The sequence below is a fragment of the Streptomyces sp. NPDC051041 genome, assembly GCF_044456065.1.
Classification (GTDB): Bacteria; Actinomycetota; Actinomycetes; order Streptomycetales; family Streptomycetaceae; genus Streptomyces; species Streptomyces glaucus.
In genome coordinates this window covers 681,455-700,642 of record NZ_JBITFM010000001.1, presented here as the reverse complement: position 1 = coordinate 700,642, position 19,188 = coordinate 681,455, and the positions used below count along the sequence as shown (strand labels likewise).

Genomic DNA, 19,188 nt, shown 5'->3' with positions numbered 1-19,188 from the left:
ACGGGCCAGCCAAGCAGACAGGGAGCGCATGACGTGCGGCCGGTAGGCAGCAAGTACCTCCTCGAGGAGCCGCTCGGTCGCGGTGCCACGGGGACCGTCTGGCGAGCCCGCCAGCGGGAGACCGCGGGCGCCGAGGCGGCCGTGCCCGGACAGCCCGGCGAGACCGTCGCGATCAAGGTCCTCAAGGAGGAGCTCGCGAACGACCCGGACGTCGTGATGCGGTTCCTCCGGGAGCGGTCCGTCCTGCTGCGGCTGACCCACCCGAACATCGTCCGGGTCCGCGACCTGGTCGTCGAGGGCGATCTGCTGGCACTGGTCATGGACCTCGTCGACGGCCCCGACCTGCACCGCCACCTGCGCGAGAACGGTCCCTTCACCCCGGTGGCCGCCGCGCTGCTCACCGCCCAGATCGCCGACGCGCTCGCCGCCAGCCACGCCGACGGCGTCGTCCACCGCGACCTGAAGCCCGCGAACGTCCTGCTCGAGCAGACCGGCGACCAGCTGCACCCGATGCTGACCGACTTCGGCATCGCGCGCCTCGCCGACTCGCCCGGCCTCACCCGCACCCACGAGTTCGTCGGCACGCCCGCGTACGTCGCGCCCGAGTCGGCGGAGGGCCGCCCGCAGACCTCGGCCGTCGACATCTACGGCGCCGGCATCCTGCTGTACGAGCTGGTCACCGGCCGTCCGCCGTTCTCCGGCTCGTCCGCCCTCGAAGTCCTGCACCAGCACCTGAGCGCCGAACCGCGCCGCCCGTCCACGGTCCCCGAGCCCCTCTGGACGGTCATCGAGCGCTGCCTGCGCAAGAACCCCGACGAGCGGCCCGGCGCCGGGAACCTGGCGCGCGCCCTGCGCGTCGTCGCCGAGGGCGTCGGCGTGCACGCGAACTCCGCGCAGATCGCCGCCGCCGAGAACGTCGGCGCGCTCCTGGCCCCCGACCCGGCGCCCGCGCCCGTGCCCGGCACGCCCGGCGCCGCCGACCCCACCCAGGTGCTGCCGCGGAACCCGAACGGCGCCCACGACCCGGACGCCGCGACCAGCGTCCTGCCCCACACCGGCGGCCCGGCGGGCGACGCCGACCCCACCGCCGTCCTGCCCGCCCGCGGCGCGGCCGACCCGACGGCCGTCCTGCCGCCGGTGCCGCCGGGACAGCAGCCCGGCCGGCCCGAGGACCCGCACCCCTGGCAGAGCCAGCTGCGGGCCGCCCGCGACCGCAACGAGCAGACCCAGATCCAGTACCTCGACCCCGACCAGGACCCGCTGCGCCGCCGCCCCCAGCGGCAGGTCGCCCGGCCGCAGCAGCAGCCGCGCCCGCAGCAGCAGCCGCCGCGCCCCCAGCCCCAGCAGGGCTACGGCCACCCCCAGCAGCAACAGCCGCAGCGGTACGCCACGCCCCAGCCGCCGCAGCCCCAGCGGTACGCCCCGCCGCCCGCACCGGAGCCCCAGCGGCCCCGGCGCGAGCCCCGGCAGCCCCGGCAGCGCAGCGCCAACCCGATGCGCATCCCCGGCCTGGGCTGCCTGAAGGGCTGTCTGTTCACGCTCGTCATCCTGTTCGTGGCGGGCTGGCTGATCTGGGAGCTCAGCCCGCTGCAGGACTGGATCGGCACGGGCAGGAGCTACTGGGGGCAGCTCACCGACTGGTTCGACACGGTCACCGGCTGGATCGGGGACCTGGGCTCGGGCGGCTCCTCCGGCCAGTGAGCCCGGGACCCCCGCGGGGACCGGCCCGGGACCACTCGGGCCGCTCCGGGCGAGTCCGGCCGCCTCCGAGCCCCGACGTTGGGGATTTGTCGACATCCGGCGGGTGATTTCCGCCTCCGCGGTGAAGCCCGGCTCCCCGGCCGCGTAGTTTTGTCGGCAACACGCGTCGGTAGGAGCAGTCTTGGCACGGAAGATCGGCAGCCGGTACACCGCCCACCAGATCCTGGGGCGGGGCAGCGCCGGCACGGTGTGGCTCGGCGAGGGACCGGACGGACCCGTCGCCATCAAGCTGCTGCGCGAGGACCTCGCCTCGGACGAGGAACTCGTCGGACGCTTCGTGCAGGAGCGGACGGCCCTGCTCGGCCTGGAGCACCCGAACGTCGTCTCCGTGCGCGACCTGGTCGTCGACGGCAACGACCTCGCGCTGGTCATGGACCTGGTCCGCGGCACGGACCTGCGCACCCGCCTGGACCGGGAGCGGCGGCTCGCGCCCGAGGCCGCGGTGGCGATCGCGGCCGACGTGGCGGACGGACTGGCCGCCGCGCACGCCGCGGGCGTCGTGCACCGCGACGTGAAGCCGGAGAACGTGCTGCTGGACATGCAGGGCCCGCTCGGCCCCGGCGGCTCGCACCGCGCGCTCCTGACCGACTTCGGTGTGGCGAAACTCATCGACGCCCCGCGCCGCACCCGCGCGACGAAGATCATCGGCACGCCGGACTACCTCGCGCCGGAGATCGTCGAGGGCCTGCCGCCCCGCGCGTCCGTCGACATCTACGCCCTGGCCACGGTCCTGTACGAGCTGCTCGCGGGCTTCACCCCGTTCGGCGGCGGCCACCCCGGCGCCGTCCTGCGCCGGCACGTGACGGAGACGGTCGTCCCGCTGCCCGGCATCCCGGACGAGCTGTGGCAGCTGATGGTGCAGTGCCTGGCCAAGGCGCCCGCCTCGCGGCTGCGCGCCTCCGAACTGGCCGCCCGGCTGCGGGAACTGCTGCCGATGCTGGCGGGCATGCCGCCGCTGGAGGTGGACGAGCCGGACACGGGCCCCACGGAGGAGACCCCCGAGGAGGCGCCCGCCGACCCCGACCCGGCCGGGGAGCGGGTGCGGCGCCGGGGCGCGGTCCCGCTGGTCCCGGGCGCGAAGCCGGCCGACTCCAACCGGGACACCCACACGTCGATGCGCGTGCCGGGCCCGGACGAGCTGGCCGGCGGCGCCCGCGGCACCGCCCGCGCCCCGCGCGCGGCGGGCGCCCCCCGCCCCGGGTCCGCCCGCAACCGCGCCGCCGTCCGGCGCCGCCGCCTGGCCCTGGGCGCGGGCGCGCTGGCGCTGGCGGCGGCCGTCGGCGTGGGCACGTGGCTGGCCACGGCCGGCGACGACGCGGGGGCCGTCCCCCGGGACGCGAACACCACGGCCCCGGCGACCCCCTGACCCCGCCGGTCCCGGCCGCGCCCGCACCGGGTGCGGCCGGGGCACGCCGTGCGGCCGAGGTCGGTTGCCGCAGCCGTTACGCTGGATGCGTGGCAGTCGTCGACGTATCCGAAGAGCTCAAGTCCCTCTCCTCGACCATGGAGTCGATCGAGGCCGTTCTGGACCTCGACAGGATGAGGGCAGACATCGCCGTGCTCGAGGAGCAGGCGGCCGCGCCGTCCCTGTGGGACAACCCGGACGAGGCGCAGAAGATCACCAGCAAGCTCTCCCACCTCCAGGCCGAGGTCAGGAAGGCGGAGGCGCTGCGCGGCCGGATCGACGATCTCGCCGTGCTCTTCGAGATGGCCGAGGAGGAGGACGACCCGGACACCCGCGCCGAGGCCGAGGCCGAGCTGGCCGCGGTGCGGAAGGCGCTGGACGAGATGGAGGTCCGGACCCTCCTGTCCGGCGAGTACGACGCCCGTGAGGCGCTCGTCAACATCCGCGCCGAGGCCGGCGGCGTCGACGCCGCCGACTTCGCCGAGAAGCTCCAGCGCATGTACCTGCGCTGGGCCGAGCAGCGCGGCTACAAGACGGAGATCTACGAGACGTCGTACGCCGAGGAGGCCGGCATCAAGTCGACCACCTTCGCCGTGCAGGCGCCGTACGCCTACGGCACCCTCTCCGTGGAGCAGGGCACCCACCGCCTGGTGCGCATCTCGCCCTTCGACAACCAGGGCCGCCGCCAGACCTCCTTCGCGGGCGTCGAGGTGCTCCCCGTCGTCGAGCAGTCCGACCACGTCGAGATCGACGAGTCCGAGCTGCGCATCGACGTCTACCGGTCCTCCGGCCCCGGCGGCCAGGGCGTGAACACCACGGACTCCGCGGTGCGCATCACCCACCTGCCCACCGGCATCGTGGTCTCCTGCCAGAACGAGCGGTCGCAGATCCAGAACAAGGCCACGGCGATGAACGTCCTCCAGGCCAAGCTGCTGGAGCGGCGCCGCCAGGAGGAGCAGGCCAAGATGGACGCCCTCAAGGGCGACGGCGGCAACTCCTGGGGCAACCAGATGCGTTCGTACGTCCTGCACCCGTACCAGATGGTCAAGGACCTGCGCACGGAGTACGAGGTCGGCAACCCCGAGGCCGTGTTCAACGGCGAGATCGACGGGTTCCTGGAGGCCGGGATTCGCTGGCGCAAGCAGCAGGAGAAGTAACGCGCCGACGCGCCCGCCGCATTTCACCGCTTTGTCGACAAGGCAACTGCCGCCTTCCGGGCGGCAGTTGCCTTTTGTATGCCGCGATGTCCGGGTTCTACATCACACTCACAGGCTCCGATGTCCGGCATACGCCCCGTAACCGGGCATCACGTGCGCAACGGCCTTGACGTTGCTTTGAAAAATCGGAAGGGTGAGGCGCGGCATGCGTATCTCTGGGGCGCATGTGAACCGGGGGGCTTCGTACACAGCTACCTCCGTCGATCACGGCCCCGAACGCCGCCTCACTGACGATGAGCTACTGGGGGTAGCAACCACATGACCAAGAAGACGCGGATCCGCGTCGCGCGCATCGCGGCCGGCGCCGTGATCGCGGCCGGCGCCTCGCTCACCGCCGCGGGCGCCGCCTCGGCCCTCGAGTTCGGTGTGAACATCGGCGTCGGCGTGAACGCCGGCGAGTCCGAGTCGCCGGCTCCGAGCACCCCGCCGACCCCGAGCACCCCGCCGACCGAGATCCCGAGCACCCCGCCGACCGAGGTTCCCACCACCCCGCCGACCCCGAGCACCCCGCCGACCTCCGGCCCGACGGGGCCCGCCGACCCCACCGAGGAGCCCGCCGACCCCACGGAGGAGCCCGCCGAGCCCACCGAGGAGCCCACCGAGCCCACCGAGGGCCCGACCGACGACGCGAGCAGCGGCCCCGGCCCCGACGGCGGTTCCGGCCCCTCGCCCCAGGAGCAGGGCACCTCGGTCCTGACCGACACCGGCGTGGAGGCCGTCTCGTCCGACGCCTCGGCCCAGGGCAGCGGTGAGGAGCTCGCCGAGACCGGTGCCGCGCAGACCACGTTCCTGCTGGTCGGCGCCGCCACGATGATCGCCGGTGGCATCGGCTTCCGGATGCTGCCGCGTCTGATGGGCGGCCGCGGCGGCGCGGTCGCCTGACGGCGGCCGCCGTACGCACGGCACATGCCCAGGGGCCCGGAGCGCGCGTCGCTCCGGGCCCCTGGCCCGTCCGTGCCGCCCGGCTCCGCCGGCCGGGCCGTCCCGCGGGCGGCGGGTGTCAAGCGGTCTGGTGGGCCAGCAGGGCCAGCGCCGCGATCAGCACCGCGAGCAGCGCGATCAGCGTCATGGGGTTCAGCCCCGCGAAGAAGTTCTCCTGCTGCAGCCGCTCGCGGTTCGCACGGCACACGGGGCACCGGCCCTCGCTCACGGGCGCCGCGCAGTTCGCGCACACCAGCCGGTCGTACGTCATGCGCTCGCCCTCCTTGCACCGGTTCCCTGTACTCAACGCTCGCGGCGGCGCGAACGTTCCCCTCCACTGTGCCAGGTTCCCCGGGAGGTTGCGCGGGCCGTCCCCGCCGGGGGCGGTTTCCCGTCGTCCGCCGGCCGTGAACCGTCCGCGCCGGGCACGCCCGCGCGACGGAGCCGACGGCGGATCGGCGCGGTCCGCCGCCCCGCCCACGGCACAAATACGCACAACTCTCGCGCAACCCCTACCGGTGACTGCGGCCCCCCACCCGGTTCGCGTATGGTCACGCACATCTACCCCCGGCGACCCGTGGTGCATCCGTGATCCGATTCGACAACGTCTCCAAGGTCTACCCCAAGCAGAACCGCCCCGCCCTCAGGGATGTCTCCCTGGAGGTCGAAAAGGGCGAGTTCGTGTTCCTCGTGGGGTCCTCCGGCTCCGGAAAGTCCACCTTCCTGCGGCTGATCCTCCGCGAGGAGCGGGCCAGCCACGGACAGGTGCACGTCCTGGGCAAGGACCTCGCGCGCCTGTCCAACTGGAAGGTGCCGCACATGCGGCGCCAGTTGGGGACGGTCTTCCAGGACTTCCGCCTCCTGCCGAACAAGACGGTCGCCGAGAACGTCGCCTTCGCGCAGGAGGTCATCGGCAAGTCGCGCGGCGAGATCCGCAAGTCCGTGCCGCAGGTGCTCGACCTGGTCGGGCTCGGCGGCAAGGAGGACCGGATGCCGGGCGAGCTGTCCGGCGGTGAGCAGCAGCGCGTCGCCATCGCGCGGGCCTTCGTCAACCGGCCCAAGCTGCTGATCGCCGACGAGCCCACCGGCAACCTCGACCCGCAGACCAGCGTCGGCATCATGAAGCTGCTCGACCGGATCAACCGGACCGGCACGACCGTGGTGATGGCGACGCACGACCAGAACATCGTGGACCAGATGCGCAAGCGCGTCATCGAGCTGGAGAAGGGCCGCCTCGTCCGCGACCAGGCCCGCGGCGTCTACGGCTACCAGCACTGACCGCACCGAGTTCCCGAAAGGCCTGAAGAACCCGCCATGCGCGCCCAGTTCGTCCTGTCGGAGATCGGTGTCGGTCTCCGCCGCAACCTGACGATGACCTTCGCCGTCATCGTCTCCGTCGCCCTGTCCCTGGCCCTGTTCGGCGGTTCGCTGCTGATGAGCGACCAGGTCAACACCATGAAGGGCTACTGGTACGACAAGGTCAACGTCTCGATCTTCCTCTGCAACAAGAGCGACGCCGAGTCCGACCCCAACTGCGCCAAGGGCGCGGTGACCGAGGACCAGAAGAGCCAGATCCTGGCCGACCTGAAGAAGATGTCGGTCGTCGACACGGTGACGTACGAGTCGCAGGACGAGGCGTACAAGCACTACAAGGAGCAGTTCGGCGACTCCCCGCTGGCCAGTTCCCTGACGCCGGACCAGATGCAGGAGTCGTACCGCATCAAGCTGAAGAACCCGGAGAAGTACCAGGTCATCGCGACCGCCTTCGACGGGCGGGACGGCGTGCAGTCCGTGCAGGACCAGAAGGGCATCCTGGACAACCTCTTCGAGCTGCTGAACGGCATGAACTGGGCCGCCCGCGCGATCATGGCGCTGATGCTGGTGGTCGCGCTGATGCTGATCGTCAACACCGTGCGGGTCTCGGCGTTCAGCCGCCGGCGTGAGACCGGCATCATGCGGTTGGTGGGCGCCTCCGGCTTCTACATCCAGGCGCCGTTCATCGCGGAGGCCGCGGTCGCCGGGCTCATCGGCGGCACGCTCGCGTGCGCCTTCCTGCTGATCGCCCGGTACTTCATCATCGACCACGGGCTGGCGCTGTCCGAGAAGCTCAATCTGATCAACTTCATCGGCTGGGACGCGGTCCTGGCCAAGCTGCCGCTCATCCTCGCGACCAGCCTGCTGATGCCCGCGTTGGCCGCGTTCTTCGCGTTGCGCAAGTATCTGAAGGTGTGACACATGCCAAGAGGGGCCGTACGGTCAACCGGCCGTACGGCCCTTTCCGTTGTCCTAGACTCACCGGCATGTCAGGTCGTGACCTGTTCTGTCAGCCCCGCCGCGTCGGCCGCGGGGCCGCCCTGACCTTGGTGTTCGCCGGCGTCCTCGTCGCCGGCGCGGCCACCGGCTCACTGCCCGGCCCCGAGCGGAGGACCGCGCCGGGCACCGTCCGCCCGACCGTGCCCGTCGGCGCGCGGGAGGACGTCGCCAGGGCGGCGGCCGAGGCGATGGCCGACGGCAAGTCCCCCGCGGAGGCGGCCGAACGCGCCGTCAGCCGCAGCGGCGACCGCTGGGCGGCCGTCTACTCCCAGGACGAGTACGAGGAGTTCGAGGAGGCCCTGGACGGCGCGTACACCGGCGTCGGCCTGTGGGCGCGGCGCGAGCGCGACGGCCGGATCGAGGTGACGAGGGTGCGGTCCGGCTCGCCCGCGGCCGACGCCGGGATCCGCCCGGGCGACCTGCTGCGCAGCGTCGACGGCGAGCGGGTCGACGGACGCCCCGTCACCGAGGTCCTCGCCCTGCTGCGCGGCGACACCGCCGGCGAGTCCGCCGGCACCACCGTCACCCTCGGCCTGCGGCGCGGCACGCGCGTGTGGACCGAGACCCTGCGCCGGGCCAGGCTGTCCACGGACCCGGTCACCGTGCGCGAGCTGCCCGGCGGCGTCACCGTCATCCGGGTCGCCGCCTTCACCAAGGGCTCCGGCGACCAGGTGCGCGACGCCGTGCGGCGGGCCCAGGCCGGCACCGGGATCGTCCTCGACCTGCGCGGCAACTCCGGCGGCCTGGTCGCCGAGGCCGTCACCGCCGCCTCCGCCTTCCTCGACGGCGGTCTCGTCGCCACCTACGACGTCGACGGCGAGCAGCGGGCCCTGCACGCCGGGGGCGGCGGCGACACCGACCGGCCCCTGGTCGCCCTGGTCGACGGCGGCACGATGAGCGCGGCCGAGCTGCTGACCGGCGCCCTCCAGGACCGCGGCCGGGCGGTCGTGGTGGGCTCGCGCACCTTCGGCAAGGGCTCGGTGCAGATGCCGAGCCGGCTGCCCGACGGCTCCGTCGCCGAGCTGACCGTCGGCCACTACCGCACCCCGTCGGGCCGCGGCGTCGACGGCCGCGGCATCACGCCCGACCTGGAGGCCGGCGAGCAGGCCCTGCAGCGGGCCCGGACGGTGCTCAGCGGCCTGGGCCGGTAGCCGCGCCCCGCGGTAATCGACTCCCTTCCGGCCCCCGTGGGGTGCGAAAATGGTCGGCACTATGGCTAAGGAAAAAGGGCGCAAGCTGATCGCGCAGAACAAGAAGGCGCGGCACGACTACCACATCCTCGACACCTACGAGGCCGGTCTGGTGCTCATGGGGACCGAGGTGAAGTCGTTGCGCCAGGGGCGGGCCTCGCTCGTCGACGGCTTCGTACAGCTGGACGGGCACGAGGCGTGGCTGCACAACGTGCACGTGCCGGAGTACAGCCAGGGCACCTGGACCAACCACAGCGCCCGCCGCAAGCGGAAGCTGCTGCTGCACCGCGCGGAGATCGACAAGCTGGAGGCCAAGTCGCAGGAGACGGGCCACACGATCGTGCCGCTCGCGCTGTACTTCAAGGACGGCCGCGCCAAGATCGAGATCGCGCTGGCGAAGGGCAAGAAGGAGTACGACAAGCGCCAGACGCTCCGCGAGAAGCAGGACCGGCGCGAGGCCGAACGGGCGATCTCGGCGATCCGGCGACGCCAGCGCGCGTGACGCACGTCATGCCCGCGGGCCGGGAATGCCCCTTTGCCGGGGCGTGTTGAACCCGGTACCACGGCGGGGTGACCGCCGGGAACACGGTGGCACCGACGGGCGTTGGTCACGTACGATGGCACCGGCACCGCCCAGGCGGTGCACAGCACACCGCGCAGCCGGTGCGCACCTTGAGAAATCAACATGGGGATGATCGGTTTCGACAGCGGCTGTCGAAGCAGGGGAAGCGTGTCGAGGAAGCGGCCATGATCTCGTAAACCACAGGCCGAAAAAAATAATCGCCAACACCAAGCGCGATTCCTCCCAGCAGGCCTTCGCCCTCGCTGCCTGATCTCAGGTAGCAGAGCGAGCCTCCTATCAAGGGAGTGTCAGCCCGGGGCTGTTCCCGACCCGGATCCTGGCATCAGCTAGGGAACTCAACCTCTAGACCCGGTCACGGGGTGTAGAGGGAAACCACACAGTGACTGAGCCCGTCGGAGACTTGTCCGCGTGATCTCCGGGGCCGAGAAAAGCGCAGCGGACTGCACACGGAGAAGCCCTGGTTCTGCACCGTTGGACGCGGGTTCGATTCCCGCCATCTCCACTTACCCCATGTGGGCACGGGCCCCGTCGCTGCGAGCGGCGGGGCCTTTGCCGTACGGCCGCGCGCCTACCGGCCCGGACGGGCGCAGGGGCCCGGCCGGCACCGGTCAGGCGGTACGCGGCGCCGTGCTCGCCCGTTCGGTCAGCCGGGGCCGCAGCAGCGTGGCCCGCGGCACGTCCGCCGCGCCGCTCAGCTTCGCCATCAGCAGCTCCACCGCCCGGGCGCCCACCTCCGCCGCCGGGACGGCGACCGAGGTGACCGGGACGCGGACCGCCGCGGCGAACTCGTCCGGGCAGATGGCGGTGACCGACAGGTCGTCGGGCACCCGCAGCCCGAGCTGCTCGAAGGCGTCGATCAGCGGCTCCAGCAGGGGCTCGTTGTGGACGACGACCCCGGTCGGCGCGGGCTGCTCGCGCAGCAGCCGTTCGGCGACCGCCAGGGCCGAGCCGGGCGCGGCCGCGCAGGGGTGCACGGAGGAGACCAGCCCGGCCCGGTCGGCGGCGGCCGTGAACCCCTGCACCACGCGCTGGGCGAACGCGGTCTGCCGGACGTACACCTCCGGCGGCGACCCGACCAGCGCCACGACCCGGTGCCCGAGCCGCGCCAGATGGTCCACGCACACCTCGCCGGCCGCCTTGAAGTCCAGGTCGATGCAGGTCAGGCCGGTGCTCTCCTGCGGGAAGCCGATCAGCACGGACGGCCGGCCCAGCTCCCGCAGCAGCGGCAGCCGGGGATCGTGCAGCTGCACGTCCATCACGATCAGCGCGTCCGCCAGCGCGGTGTCCGCGACCCGCCGCAGCCCCTCCTCGCCCTCCTCCTGGGTGAGCAGCAGCACGTCGTGGTCGTGGGCCCGGGCCGCCGTCACCACCGACGCCGCGAACCGCATCACCACCGGCACGTGGATCCCGGCCCGCAGCGGGACCACCAGCGCCAGTACGTTCGACCTGCTGCCGGCCAGGGCCCGGGCGCCGGCGTGCGGCCGGTAGCCCAGCTCGCGGACGGCGGCCTGGACCCGGCGCCGGGTCTCCGCGGAGATCGGGCGCTTGCCGCTGAGGGCGTAGGAGACCGTGCTGGGGGAGACGCCGGCGTGCCGCGCCACATCGGTGATCTTGACCATCGGTCCGGCTCCGGTGTCAGGAACCCGGTCCCGGCCGGCACCCGCACGGCCCGCCCGCCGCCGGCGCCCAGGGCGCGGACGGGCCGGCGCAGGAGGCGCGCGGTGCGCCCCCCTCGCGGACGACGGCGAAGGCCGCGTTCCCGGCCGGCACCGTCACCCGCGCCCCCCGCCGCGGCCCGTACGCCCGCAGGGCGGCCCGGCCGGCCGCCGCGCCCACCGGGAGCACCGCGCCCGCGCCGGGGGAACCTCCGGCCGGGCCGCCGGGGGAGACCGGCCGCGGCGGCCCGCACGGGATCGCCGTCGCCACCACACGCCTTCGCGCCGTCGGCATCCAGGGCCTCCAGGGGAGTCGGACGGATCTCGGGTCGTCACCCAGCGTCGTCGAACCGGTTCGACAGGTGACGTCGAAGCGCTTCGACGGGCGAAGGTAGGCGGGGGCGGCGGGAGCGTCAATGGTCCGGACGGGAATCGCTGGAGCGGTTCGACGGACCGGACGGGACCAGGGAGACGAGGAGCGCCACCGCGGCCGCCGTGACCGGCACGCCGTACCCGGCCGCGGCCGAGGCGTGCTCCACCGTCCAGCCGCCGACCGCGCTGCCGCAGGCGATGCCGCCGAGCAGGCCGGTCACCGCCAGGGTCATGCCCTCGTTCAGGCGGCCCTCGGGCGTGCGCTGCTGGACCAGCGTCATGGTGGTGACCATCGTCGGGGCGGTCGCCATCCCGGCGGCCAGCAGCGTGCCCGCCAGGACCGGCAGGGAGCCGGTGAGGGCGGCCGCCAGCAGCGGCAGCGTCAGCAGGGCCGTCATCGCCGCCACGCACCACGGCAGCCGGGACCCGGCGGGCCCGGCCGGCTTCAGCGTCCCGTACAGCAGGCCCGCCGCGCACGACCCGGCCGCCTGCAGCGCCAGCACCACCCCGGCCGCCGTGCCGTGGCCCCGCGCGTCGGCGAACGCCAGGGTGACGATCTCCATGGCCCCGAACACCCCGCCCATCGCCAGGCACACGGCGAGCAGCGACGGGATGCCGGGCGCGCGCAGCGGGGAGCGCGCGGAGGGCCGGGGCCGGGCGGGCGGCTCGGTCGAGCGCTGCGCGGCGAACAGCAGCACGCCGGTCAGCAGCAGCGCCGCGCCGGTGAGCGTGCCCGCCTCCGGGAAGAGCGCCGAGCACAGGAAGGCCGCCAGCACCGGCCCCAGCATGAAGCACAGCTCGTCGGCGGCCTGCTCGAAGGAGTTCGCGGTGTGCAGGGCCGCGGCGTCGCCCTTCAGCAGGTGGGCCCAGCGGGCGCGGGACATGCCGCCGGTGTTCGGGGTGGTGGCGGTGGCGGCGTACGCGGCGAACAGCGTCCAGTCCGGGGCGCCGCGGCGCACGCACAGCACCAGCGCGAGCGAGCCCAGCACGGCGACCGCGGTCGCGGGGACGGCCACGCGGGCCTGGCCGTACCGGTCGACCAGCCGCGCGACCCACGGGGCGATCAGCGCGCTCGCCGCCATCCCGGTCGCGGTGACCGCGCCGGCCAGGGCGTACGAGCCGCGGGTACCGGCGATCATCACGACCGCGCTCACGCTGAACATGCCCATCGGCAACCGGGCGATCAGATTCCCGGCCGTGAAGGCGCGGGCGCCGGGGACGGCGAGGAGGCGGCGGTAGGGGCCGGGCGGGCGGCGGCCGGTACGGGGTGTGAAGTCGACGGCGACCAGGGTGTCGGCGGTCACCGTCAGGTGGAGGGCGCCGCGGGAGGACGAGGGGGAGGGCGAAGGGGAGGACGAGGACGGCATGGCTCCACGCTCGCCCGTGGGCGATCAAGCGGTCCAACACCTGTTCCGCGCCGATTCACGCGTTCGCGTTGTGGATCCGGATCCGATTCACGCGCCCCCGTTGTAGGTTCGCGGGGTGTCCGCTCCCCGCCACCTCGACCCCCGTCTGCTGCGCGCCTTCGTCACCGTCGCCGAGGAACTGCACTTCACCCGCGCCGCGGCCCGCCTGTACGTGGCCCAGCAGGCGCTCAGCCGGGACGTGCGGCGGCTGGAGCGGGAGCTGGGCGCGGAGCTGTTCCTGCGGACCACCCGGCAGGTGACGCTGACGGCCGACGGCGAGCGGCTGCTGCCGCACGCCCGCCGGGTCCTGCAGGCGCAGGACGACCTCCTCGCCGCCTTCGGCCAGGCCCGCCCCCTGCTGGTGGACCTCAACTCCCCGGGCCTGGTCACCGGGCGCCGCGTGCTGCACCGGGCCCGCGAGCTCGTCCCCGAGCTGGAGCTGATGGCCCGCTACGAGAGCGGCCTCACCGGAGCCGCCGGTGAGCTGCTCGCGGGCCGCCTCGACGCGTCCTTCGGGCGGTACGCGGGCCTGGACCCGGCGCTGCGGGCGGGGCTCGACCAGCAGCCCGTGCGGTACGAGCCGATGGCGGTCGTCCTGCCCGAGGACCACCCGCTGGCCGCGCTGGAGGCGGTGCCGCTGGCCGCGCTGGCCGGCGAGACCGTGTACGCCGGGGCCGGCAACCCGCGCACGCCGGAGTGGACCGACCTCGCGCGGCGGCTGTTCGAGGGACACGGGATCGAGACGGCCCCGCCGCTCCCGCTCGCCGTCGGGGACGAGGAGTTCCGGCGGATCATCGGCAAGACGCGCAACCCGGTCCTGGCCGTGGTGGACTTCCCGGCCATGCCCGCGTCGGTGGTGCGGCCCCTGGTCGATCCCGTCCCGCTGTCGCCCGTGTCACTGGTGTGGCGCCGGGGGCTGGCCCATCCCGGGCTGGACGCGCTGCGGCGGGCGGCGGCGCGGCTGGCCACCGAGGAGGGGTGGCTCGTCAAGCCCGCCGGGGGATGGATTCCGGCCATGGACGCGGAGGTGATGGCTCCGTGACGCGACCGTGAACTTGTCTCACGACTGACACGTGGCGACCACCGATCCCCCGTGTGCGCTACATTCATGACCCGAGCACGGTGTGGTAAGGGGGCGCTCGAACCCGGTGGGGGCCTGGTTCGCTCGACGTGTGCTCGGAGTCGTATGCGCGCCCGAAACCGTCCCGTGGGGGGAGTGCGTGCGCGTGGAAAAGTGGCGAGAAGACGCCGGAACGGAATGGCCCGACATCGCGTCGGCGACCCGAGAGGCCCCGGAGACCGGCCAGGGCGGCCGAGTCGCCCAGGCGGTTCCGGAGGCGTTTCCGGAACCCAGGAGAGGCGATGCCGACGAACGTCGGGGAGTTGGTGACATGAGCGCCGACCAGGACCGTGCGGCGGTCGGAGAACCGGGACTGATCCGTCCCCGCAGCGTCCGCGACTTCGGCGCGGCGGGGATCGTCCGTCCCCGCAGCGCGCCGGAGGCCGAGCGGACGGAGGCGCTGCCCGGCGGGGCCTTCCCGGGCGCGGAGGCGACGCAGGCGCTGCCCGGCGGGGGCTTCCCGGGCGCGGAGGCGACGCAGGCGCTGCCCGGCGGGGGCTTCCCGGGTGCGGAGGCGACGCAGGTGCTGCCCGGCGGGGGCTTCCCGGGTGCGGAGGCGACGCAGGTGCTGCCCGGCGGGGGCTTCCCGGGCGCGGACAGGACGGAGGTCCTGCCGGGCGTATCGGACGCCGGGCCGGCGGCACCGCCCCGTACCGGGCCCTTCCCGGACGCCGGCCGGACCGCGGCCCCGCACACCCGGGCCCTCCCGGACGCGGGCCGGACCGAAGCACTGCCGCGAATAGGACCCGCGGGCGGCACCCGGGCGTTTCCCCGGCCCGGAGCCGGCGCGGACACCCCCGTCGTCCGCGACCCGTGGCAGATGCCCGGTGACACCGAGCACACCCACGACCCGCACGAGGTGACGGTCCAGCTCGACGCCGTACAGCTCGGCGACGGAGTGCTGCGGCGGGCCCCCGGCGTGCCCGGCGGCACGGACGGCTCCGACGGGCCGGTCTTCGTCGACGAGACGGGCCGCCGCGTCCGGTACTTCCGCCGCGTGGGCATAGCCGTCGGCGTCCTCTGCGCCGTCTATGCCGTGGTGATCCTCGCCACGCTGCTCTCCGGCAACTCCAGCGCGCCCTGGCTGCCCGTGCCGCAGGAGAACGGCCGCGAGGCCGGTCAGGTCGACACCACGCCGCTGCCCGACCGGTCGGTGCCGCCCACCGACGCCGGCAGCGCCTCCCCGGACACCTCCCCGGCGGCCACCGAGGGCACGGCCCCGTCGCCGGGCGCCGGCCCCACCGCGCCCGGCGCCTCCACCGCGCCCGGCGCGCCGGGCGCGTCCGCCGACCCGGACCCGGACCCCACCGGGACCCCGATCGACCCGGGCTCCGGCACGGCCCGGCCCGACCCGACGGAGCCGGCCGACCCGACGGCCCCCGGCGAGCCGGACCCGGCCCCCACGGGCGGCGGTGAGCCCACCGCCGGCCCGGCCGAGACCGGGAGCAGCGGCGACACCGCGGGCACCGGCGCCGACACCGGCACGGCCGCCGGCCCGATCGACATCACCCCGCCCCTGGCCGCGGGCCCCGCCGAGCAGCCGGGCGCCCCCGCATCACCCGCACCGTCCCCGGAGTACGTCCTCTGATGGCATCCCGCACCCGCCGGCACGGGCCCGCTCACCGAGCCCGTGCCGGTTCCCGGCGTCCCCGCCTGCCCCTGCGCCTGCTGCTGCCGGTGCTCGTCCTCGTCGCCCTGATGGCGATGCTCATGCTGCGCGGATACGTGCACAGCGAGATCCTCGCCGACCACCGCGTCCGGCCGCCCGCCGCCACCGACCAGGTGCCGGAGGAGATCCTGGGCGGCGGCCCGGTCATCGACACCCGCGGCGGCCGCACCGACAGCCTCAGCCTGCCCGACCACCGCCTGGTCCTCACCTTCGACGACGGCCCGGACCCCACCTGGACCCCGAAGGTGCTGGACACGCTGAAGAAGCACGACGCCCACGCGGTCTTCTTCGTCACCGGCACGATGGCCTCCCGCTACCCGGACCTGGTCAAGCGCATGGTCGACGAGGGCCACGAGATCGGCCTGCACACCTTCAACCACCCCGACCTCTCCTACCAGTCCAAGGACCGCATCGACTGGGAGCTGTCCCAGAACCAGCTCGCGCTGTCCGGCGCGGCCGGCATCCGCACCTCCCTCTTCCGCCCGCCGTACTCCTCCTTCGCCGACGCCATGGACAACAAGTCCTGGCCGGTCACCGAGTACATCGGCAGCCTCGGCTACCTCACCGTCGTCAACAACACCGACAGCGAGGACTGGCGCAAGCCGGGCGTCGAGGAGATCATCCGCAAGGCCACCCCGAAGCACGGCAAGGGCGCCATCGTCCTGATGCACGACTCCGGCGGCGACCGCCACCAGACGGTCGAGGCGCTGGACCGGATGCTGCCGGACCTGCAGCGGCAGGGCTACGAGTTCGACAACCTCACCGAGGCCCTCGACGCGCCCAGCGCGCACACCCGGGTGACCGGGATCGAGGCCTGGAAGGGCAAGGCGTGGATCTTCCTGGTCCAGGCCTCGGAGAGGATCACCGACGTCCTGGTGGTCGGCCTCGCGATCGTCGGCTCCCTCGTCATCGGCCGCTTCGTGCTGATGCTGCTGCTGTCCGGCGCGCACGCCCGCCGGGTCCGCCGGCGCGGCTTCCGCTGGGGCCCGCCGGTCACCGAACCGGTGTCGGTGCTGGTCCCGGCGTACAACGAGGCCAAGTGCATCGAGAACACCGTCCGCTCCCTGATGGCCAGCGATCACCCGATCGAGGTCATCGTCATCGACGACGGCTCCACCGACGGCACGGCCCGGATCGTGGAGGCGATGGGCCTGCCGGGCGTCCGGGTGATCCGGCAGCTCAACGCGGGCAAGCCGGCGGCGCTCAACCGGGGCGTGGCCAACGCCCGCTACGACATCGTCGTGATGATGGACGGCGACACCGTCTTCGAACCGTCCACCGTCCGCGAGCTGGTGCAGCCGTTCGGCGACCCGAGCGTGGGCGCGGTCGCCGGCAACGCCAAGGTCGGCAACAAGGACTCCCTCATCGGCGCGTGGCAGCACATCGAGTACGTGATGGGCTTCAACCTCGACCGCCGCATGTACGACGTCCTGCGCTGCATGCCGACCATCCCGGGCGCGGTCGGCGCGTTCCGGCGCTCGGCGCTGGAGCGGGTCGGCGGCATGAGCGACGACACGCTCGCCGAGGACACCGACATCACCATGGCGCTGCACCGCGACGGCTGGCGCGTGGTGTACGCGGAGAACGCCCGCGCCTGGACCGAGGCCCCGGAGACCGTCCAGCAGCTGTGGTCCCAGCGCTACCGCTGGTCCTACGGCACCATGCAGGCGATCTGGAAGCACCGCCGCGCCCTCGTCGACAAGGGCCCCTCGGGGCGCTTCGGCCGGGTGGGCCTGCCGTTCGTCTCGCTGTTCATGGTGGTGGCCCCGCTGCTGGCCCCGCTGATCGACGTGTTCCTGCTGTACGGGATCGTCTTCGGCCCGACCCGGAAGACGATCCTGGCCTGGCTGGGCGTCCTGGCGCTCCAGGCGGTCTGCGCGGCGTACGCCTTCCGCCTGGACCGCGAGCGCATGAGCCACCTCGTCTCGCTGCCCCTGCAGCAGATCCTCTACCGGCAGCTCATGTACGTCGTCCTGCTCCAGTCCTGGATCACCGCCCTCACCGGCGGCCGGCTGCGCTGGCAGAAGCTGCGGCGGACCGGTGTGGTGGAGGCGCCGGGCGGGTCGGCGCCGAGCCGGCGGGTGGAACGTGACGATCGGAGGCCGGTGGCATGACGCAGGGACACCCGACCGGGACGGGGACGACACCGTCGTTCGGCGTCCCGCAGCAGCGGACCGAGGAGCCGCCCGCGGCCGGGGCCGGTGGGCCCGGCCGGACGAAGAAGCCGGCCCGGGACCGCTACCTGGACCTGCTGCGCTCGATCGCCCTGGTCCGCGTGGTCGTCTACCACCTGTTCGGCTGGGCCTGGCTGACCGTGCTGTTCCCCTCGATGGGCGTGATGTTCGCGCTGGCGGGTTCGCTGATGGCGCGCTCGCTGAACCGCCCGGCGTGGAGCGTGATCAAGAGCCGGATCAGGCGGTTGCTGCCTCCGCTGTGGGCGTTCAGCGCGGTCGTGCTGGCGCTGATGCTGGCGGGAGGCTGGAACCCGGCGAAGGAGCCCGAGGGCGGCACCTGGGGCCTGATCGAACTGGTCAACTACGTCATCCCGATCGGGGCACCGCCCTACCCCTGGCACCTCGGCTCCCCGTCGGGCCTGCTGGACGACACGTGGGCGGTGCAGGCGGCGGGACCGCTGTGGTACCTGCGCGCCTACCTCTGGTTCGTGCTGGCCTCGCCGCTGCTGCTGTGGGCGTTCCGCAGGCTGCCCTGGGTCACGCTGGGCGCTCCGCTGGCGCTGACGGCGGTCGTCGGCACGGGCCTGGTGAAGATCCCCGGCGAGACCGGCAACGCGGTGACCGACTTCGCGGTGTACGGCGGCTGCTGGGTCCTCGGCTTCGCCCATCAGGAGGGACTGCTGAAGCAGATCCCGCGCTACCTGGCCGTCTCCTGCGCCTCGCTGCTGATGGCGTTCGGCCTGTGGTGGGCCTCGGATCACCTGGGCGCCGACGGCTGGGACCTGAACGACATCCCGCTCGCCCAGGCCACCTGGTCCTTCGGCTTCGTCGTGATCCTCCTCCAGTACTCCCCGTCCTGGCAGGAACTCCCGGGCCGGCTGGCGAAGTGGGACAAGCTGGTGACGCTCTCCAACAACCGGGCCGTCACGATCTACCTGTGGCACAACATGCTGATCATGGCCACGGTCCCGCTCATCGACCTGGCCTACCGCCTGCCGTTCATGCAGGACGAGCGTGCGACGGCCGCCCTCGACAGCACGTACACGCTGTGGATGTTCTGGCTGGTCTGGCCCCTGATCGGCCTGGCGGTCCTGACGTTCGGCTGGATCGAGGACCTGGCGGCGAAGCGCAGGCCGCGGCTGTGGCCGAACGGCGCGAGGGCGGAGCGCCGGCGCCGCCGCTGAGACGGGGCGAGGCGGCTCCACCGGCTGCCGGAGAGGACGGGACCGGTGGGGCCGCCGCGTTTCGCCGGCGCCGCGCCTCCGTCACCCGAGCGGGCACAGGACGCGCGGCCGCGCCGCGGCCCCGGAAGTCCCGTGCGCGGAGCCGATGCCGTGGACAGGCGGGCGCCGCCCGGACCAGCGCCGTCCGCGCGGCGGTCCCGGCACGCCGGGCACCTCTC

The 19,188-nt window shown here is 73.7% G+C and carries 15 protein-coding genes and 1 other RNA gene; 13 read left to right on the top strand and 3 right to left on the bottom strand.

Going from position 1 to position 19,188, the window contains the following annotated elements:
- The first annotated feature begins 33 nt into the window (after positions 1-33).
- From ACIBAI_RS03035 to ACIBAI_RS03020, 4 genes are all read left to right on the top strand, one after another.
- Entirely contained in the window at positions 34-1,701 is a 1,668-nt protein-coding gene (locus ACIBAI_RS03035; RefSeq protein ID WP_399030664.1) for a serine/threonine-protein kinase, read from the top strand.
- Positions 1,702-1,882: 181 nt separating this feature from the next.
- Positions 1,883-3,127: a serine/threonine-protein kinase gene (locus tag ACIBAI_RS03030; protein ID WP_399030663.1), complete on the top strand. Its 1,245-nt coding sequence runs from the start codon at positions 1,883-1,885 to the stop codon at positions 3,125-3,127.
- Positions 3,128-3,216: 89 nt separating this feature from the next.
- The gene (gene prfB / locus ACIBAI_RS03025) at positions 3,217-4,323 is read left to right on the top strand and encodes a peptide chain release factor 2 (RefSeq protein WP_344599220.1); all 1,107 of its coding nucleotides are present in this window, start codon (positions 3,217-3,219) and stop codon (positions 4,321-4,323) included.
- A 318-nt stretch (positions 4,324-4,641) separates the two neighbouring features.
- Positions 4,642-5,265: a hypothetical protein gene (locus ACIBAI_RS03020; protein WP_399030661.1), complete on the top strand. Its 624-nt coding sequence runs from the start codon at positions 4,642-4,644 to the stop codon at positions 5,263-5,265.
- Positions 5,266-5,383: 118 nt separating this feature from the next.
- Here ACIBAI_RS03020 and ACIBAI_RS03015 read toward each other — a convergent pair whose 3' ends face one another.
- On the bottom strand, positions 5,384-5,575 hold the full coding sequence (locus ACIBAI_RS03015) for a hypothetical protein (protein WP_344599222.1): 192 nt from the start codon (positions 5,573-5,575) through the stop codon (positions 5,384-5,386).
- Between the two features lie 317 nt (positions 5,576-5,892).
- Here ACIBAI_RS03015 and ftsE point away from each other — a divergent pair, with 317 nt between their 5' ends.
- The 5 genes from ftsE (at position 5,893) to ssrA (ending at position 9,895) form a co-directional block, all read left to right on the top strand.
- Positions 5,893-6,582, top strand: a complete 690-nt coding sequence (ftsE, locus tag ACIBAI_RS03010) for a cell division ATP-binding protein FtsE (RefSeq protein WP_190202671.1) — start codon at positions 5,893-5,895, stop codon at positions 6,580-6,582.
- Positions 6,583-6,618: 36 nt separating this feature from the next.
- On the top strand, positions 6,619-7,536 hold the full coding sequence (ftsX, locus tag ACIBAI_RS03005; RefSeq protein WP_344599223.1) for a permease-like cell division protein FtsX: 918 nt from the start codon (positions 6,619-6,621) through the stop codon (positions 7,534-7,536).
- 68 nt (positions 7,537-7,604) lie between these two features.
- A complete protein-coding gene (locus tag ACIBAI_RS03000) occupies positions 7,605-8,768 on the top strand; it encodes a S41 family peptidase (protein WP_399030660.1) in 1,164 nt (387 codons plus the stop codon).
- A 61-nt stretch (positions 8,769-8,829) separates the two neighbouring features.
- Positions 8,830-9,309 carry an SsrA-binding protein SmpB gene (gene smpB, locus ACIBAI_RS02995; protein ID WP_344599225.1) on the top strand — a complete coding sequence of 160 codons (480 nt, stop codon included), beginning with the start codon at positions 8,830-8,832 and terminating at the stop codon, positions 9,307-9,309.
- Between the two features lie 185 nt (positions 9,310-9,494).
- Positions 9,495-9,895: a transfer-messenger RNA gene (gene ssrA / locus ACIBAI_RS02990) on the top strand.
- Positions 9,896-9,998: 103 nt separating this feature from the next.
- Here the strand turns inward: ssrA and ACIBAI_RS02985 are convergent.
- Together ACIBAI_RS02985 and ACIBAI_RS02980 are read right to left on the bottom strand one after the other, a co-directional pair.
- Positions 9,999-11,009 carry a LacI family DNA-binding transcriptional regulator gene (locus ACIBAI_RS02985; protein ID WP_399030659.1) on the bottom strand — a complete coding sequence of 337 codons (1,011 nt, stop codon included), beginning with the start codon at positions 11,007-11,009 and terminating at the stop codon, positions 9,999-10,001.
- Positions 11,010-11,458: 449 nt separating this feature from the next.
- The gene (locus ACIBAI_RS02980; protein WP_399030658.1) at positions 11,459-12,784 is read right to left on the bottom strand and encodes an MFS transporter; all 1,326 of its coding nucleotides are present in this window, start codon (positions 12,782-12,784) and stop codon (positions 11,459-11,461) included.
- 115 nt (positions 12,785-12,899) lie between these two features.
- Here ACIBAI_RS02980 and ACIBAI_RS02975 point away from each other — a divergent pair, with 115 nt between their 5' ends.
- The 4 genes from ACIBAI_RS02975 (at position 12,900) to ACIBAI_RS02960 (ending at position 18,970) form a co-directional block, all read left to right on the top strand.
- The gene (locus tag ACIBAI_RS02975; protein ID WP_399030657.1) at positions 12,900-13,865 is read left to right on the top strand and encodes a LysR family transcriptional regulator; all 966 of its coding nucleotides are present in this window, start codon (positions 12,900-12,902) and stop codon (positions 13,863-13,865) included.
- Positions 13,866-14,214: 349 nt separating this feature from the next.
- Positions 14,215-15,531 carry a hypothetical protein gene (locus ACIBAI_RS02970; RefSeq protein WP_399030656.1) on the top strand — a complete coding sequence of 439 codons (1,317 nt, stop codon included), beginning with the start codon at positions 14,215-14,217 and terminating at the stop codon, positions 15,529-15,531.
- The gene (locus ACIBAI_RS02965; RefSeq protein WP_399030655.1) at positions 15,531-17,726 is read left to right on the top strand and encodes a glycosyltransferase; all 2,196 of its coding nucleotides are present in this window, start codon (positions 15,531-15,533) and stop codon (positions 17,724-17,726) included. The genes ACIBAI_RS02970 and ACIBAI_RS02965 overlap by 1 nt, the downstream gene beginning before the upstream one ends.
- The gene (locus tag ACIBAI_RS02960; RefSeq protein ID WP_399030654.1) at positions 17,723-18,970 is read left to right on the top strand and encodes an acyltransferase; all 1,248 of its coding nucleotides are present in this window, start codon (positions 17,723-17,725) and stop codon (positions 18,968-18,970) included. The genes ACIBAI_RS02965 and ACIBAI_RS02960 overlap by 4 nt, the downstream gene beginning before the upstream one ends.
- Positions 18,971-19,188: the final 218 nt, after the last annotated feature.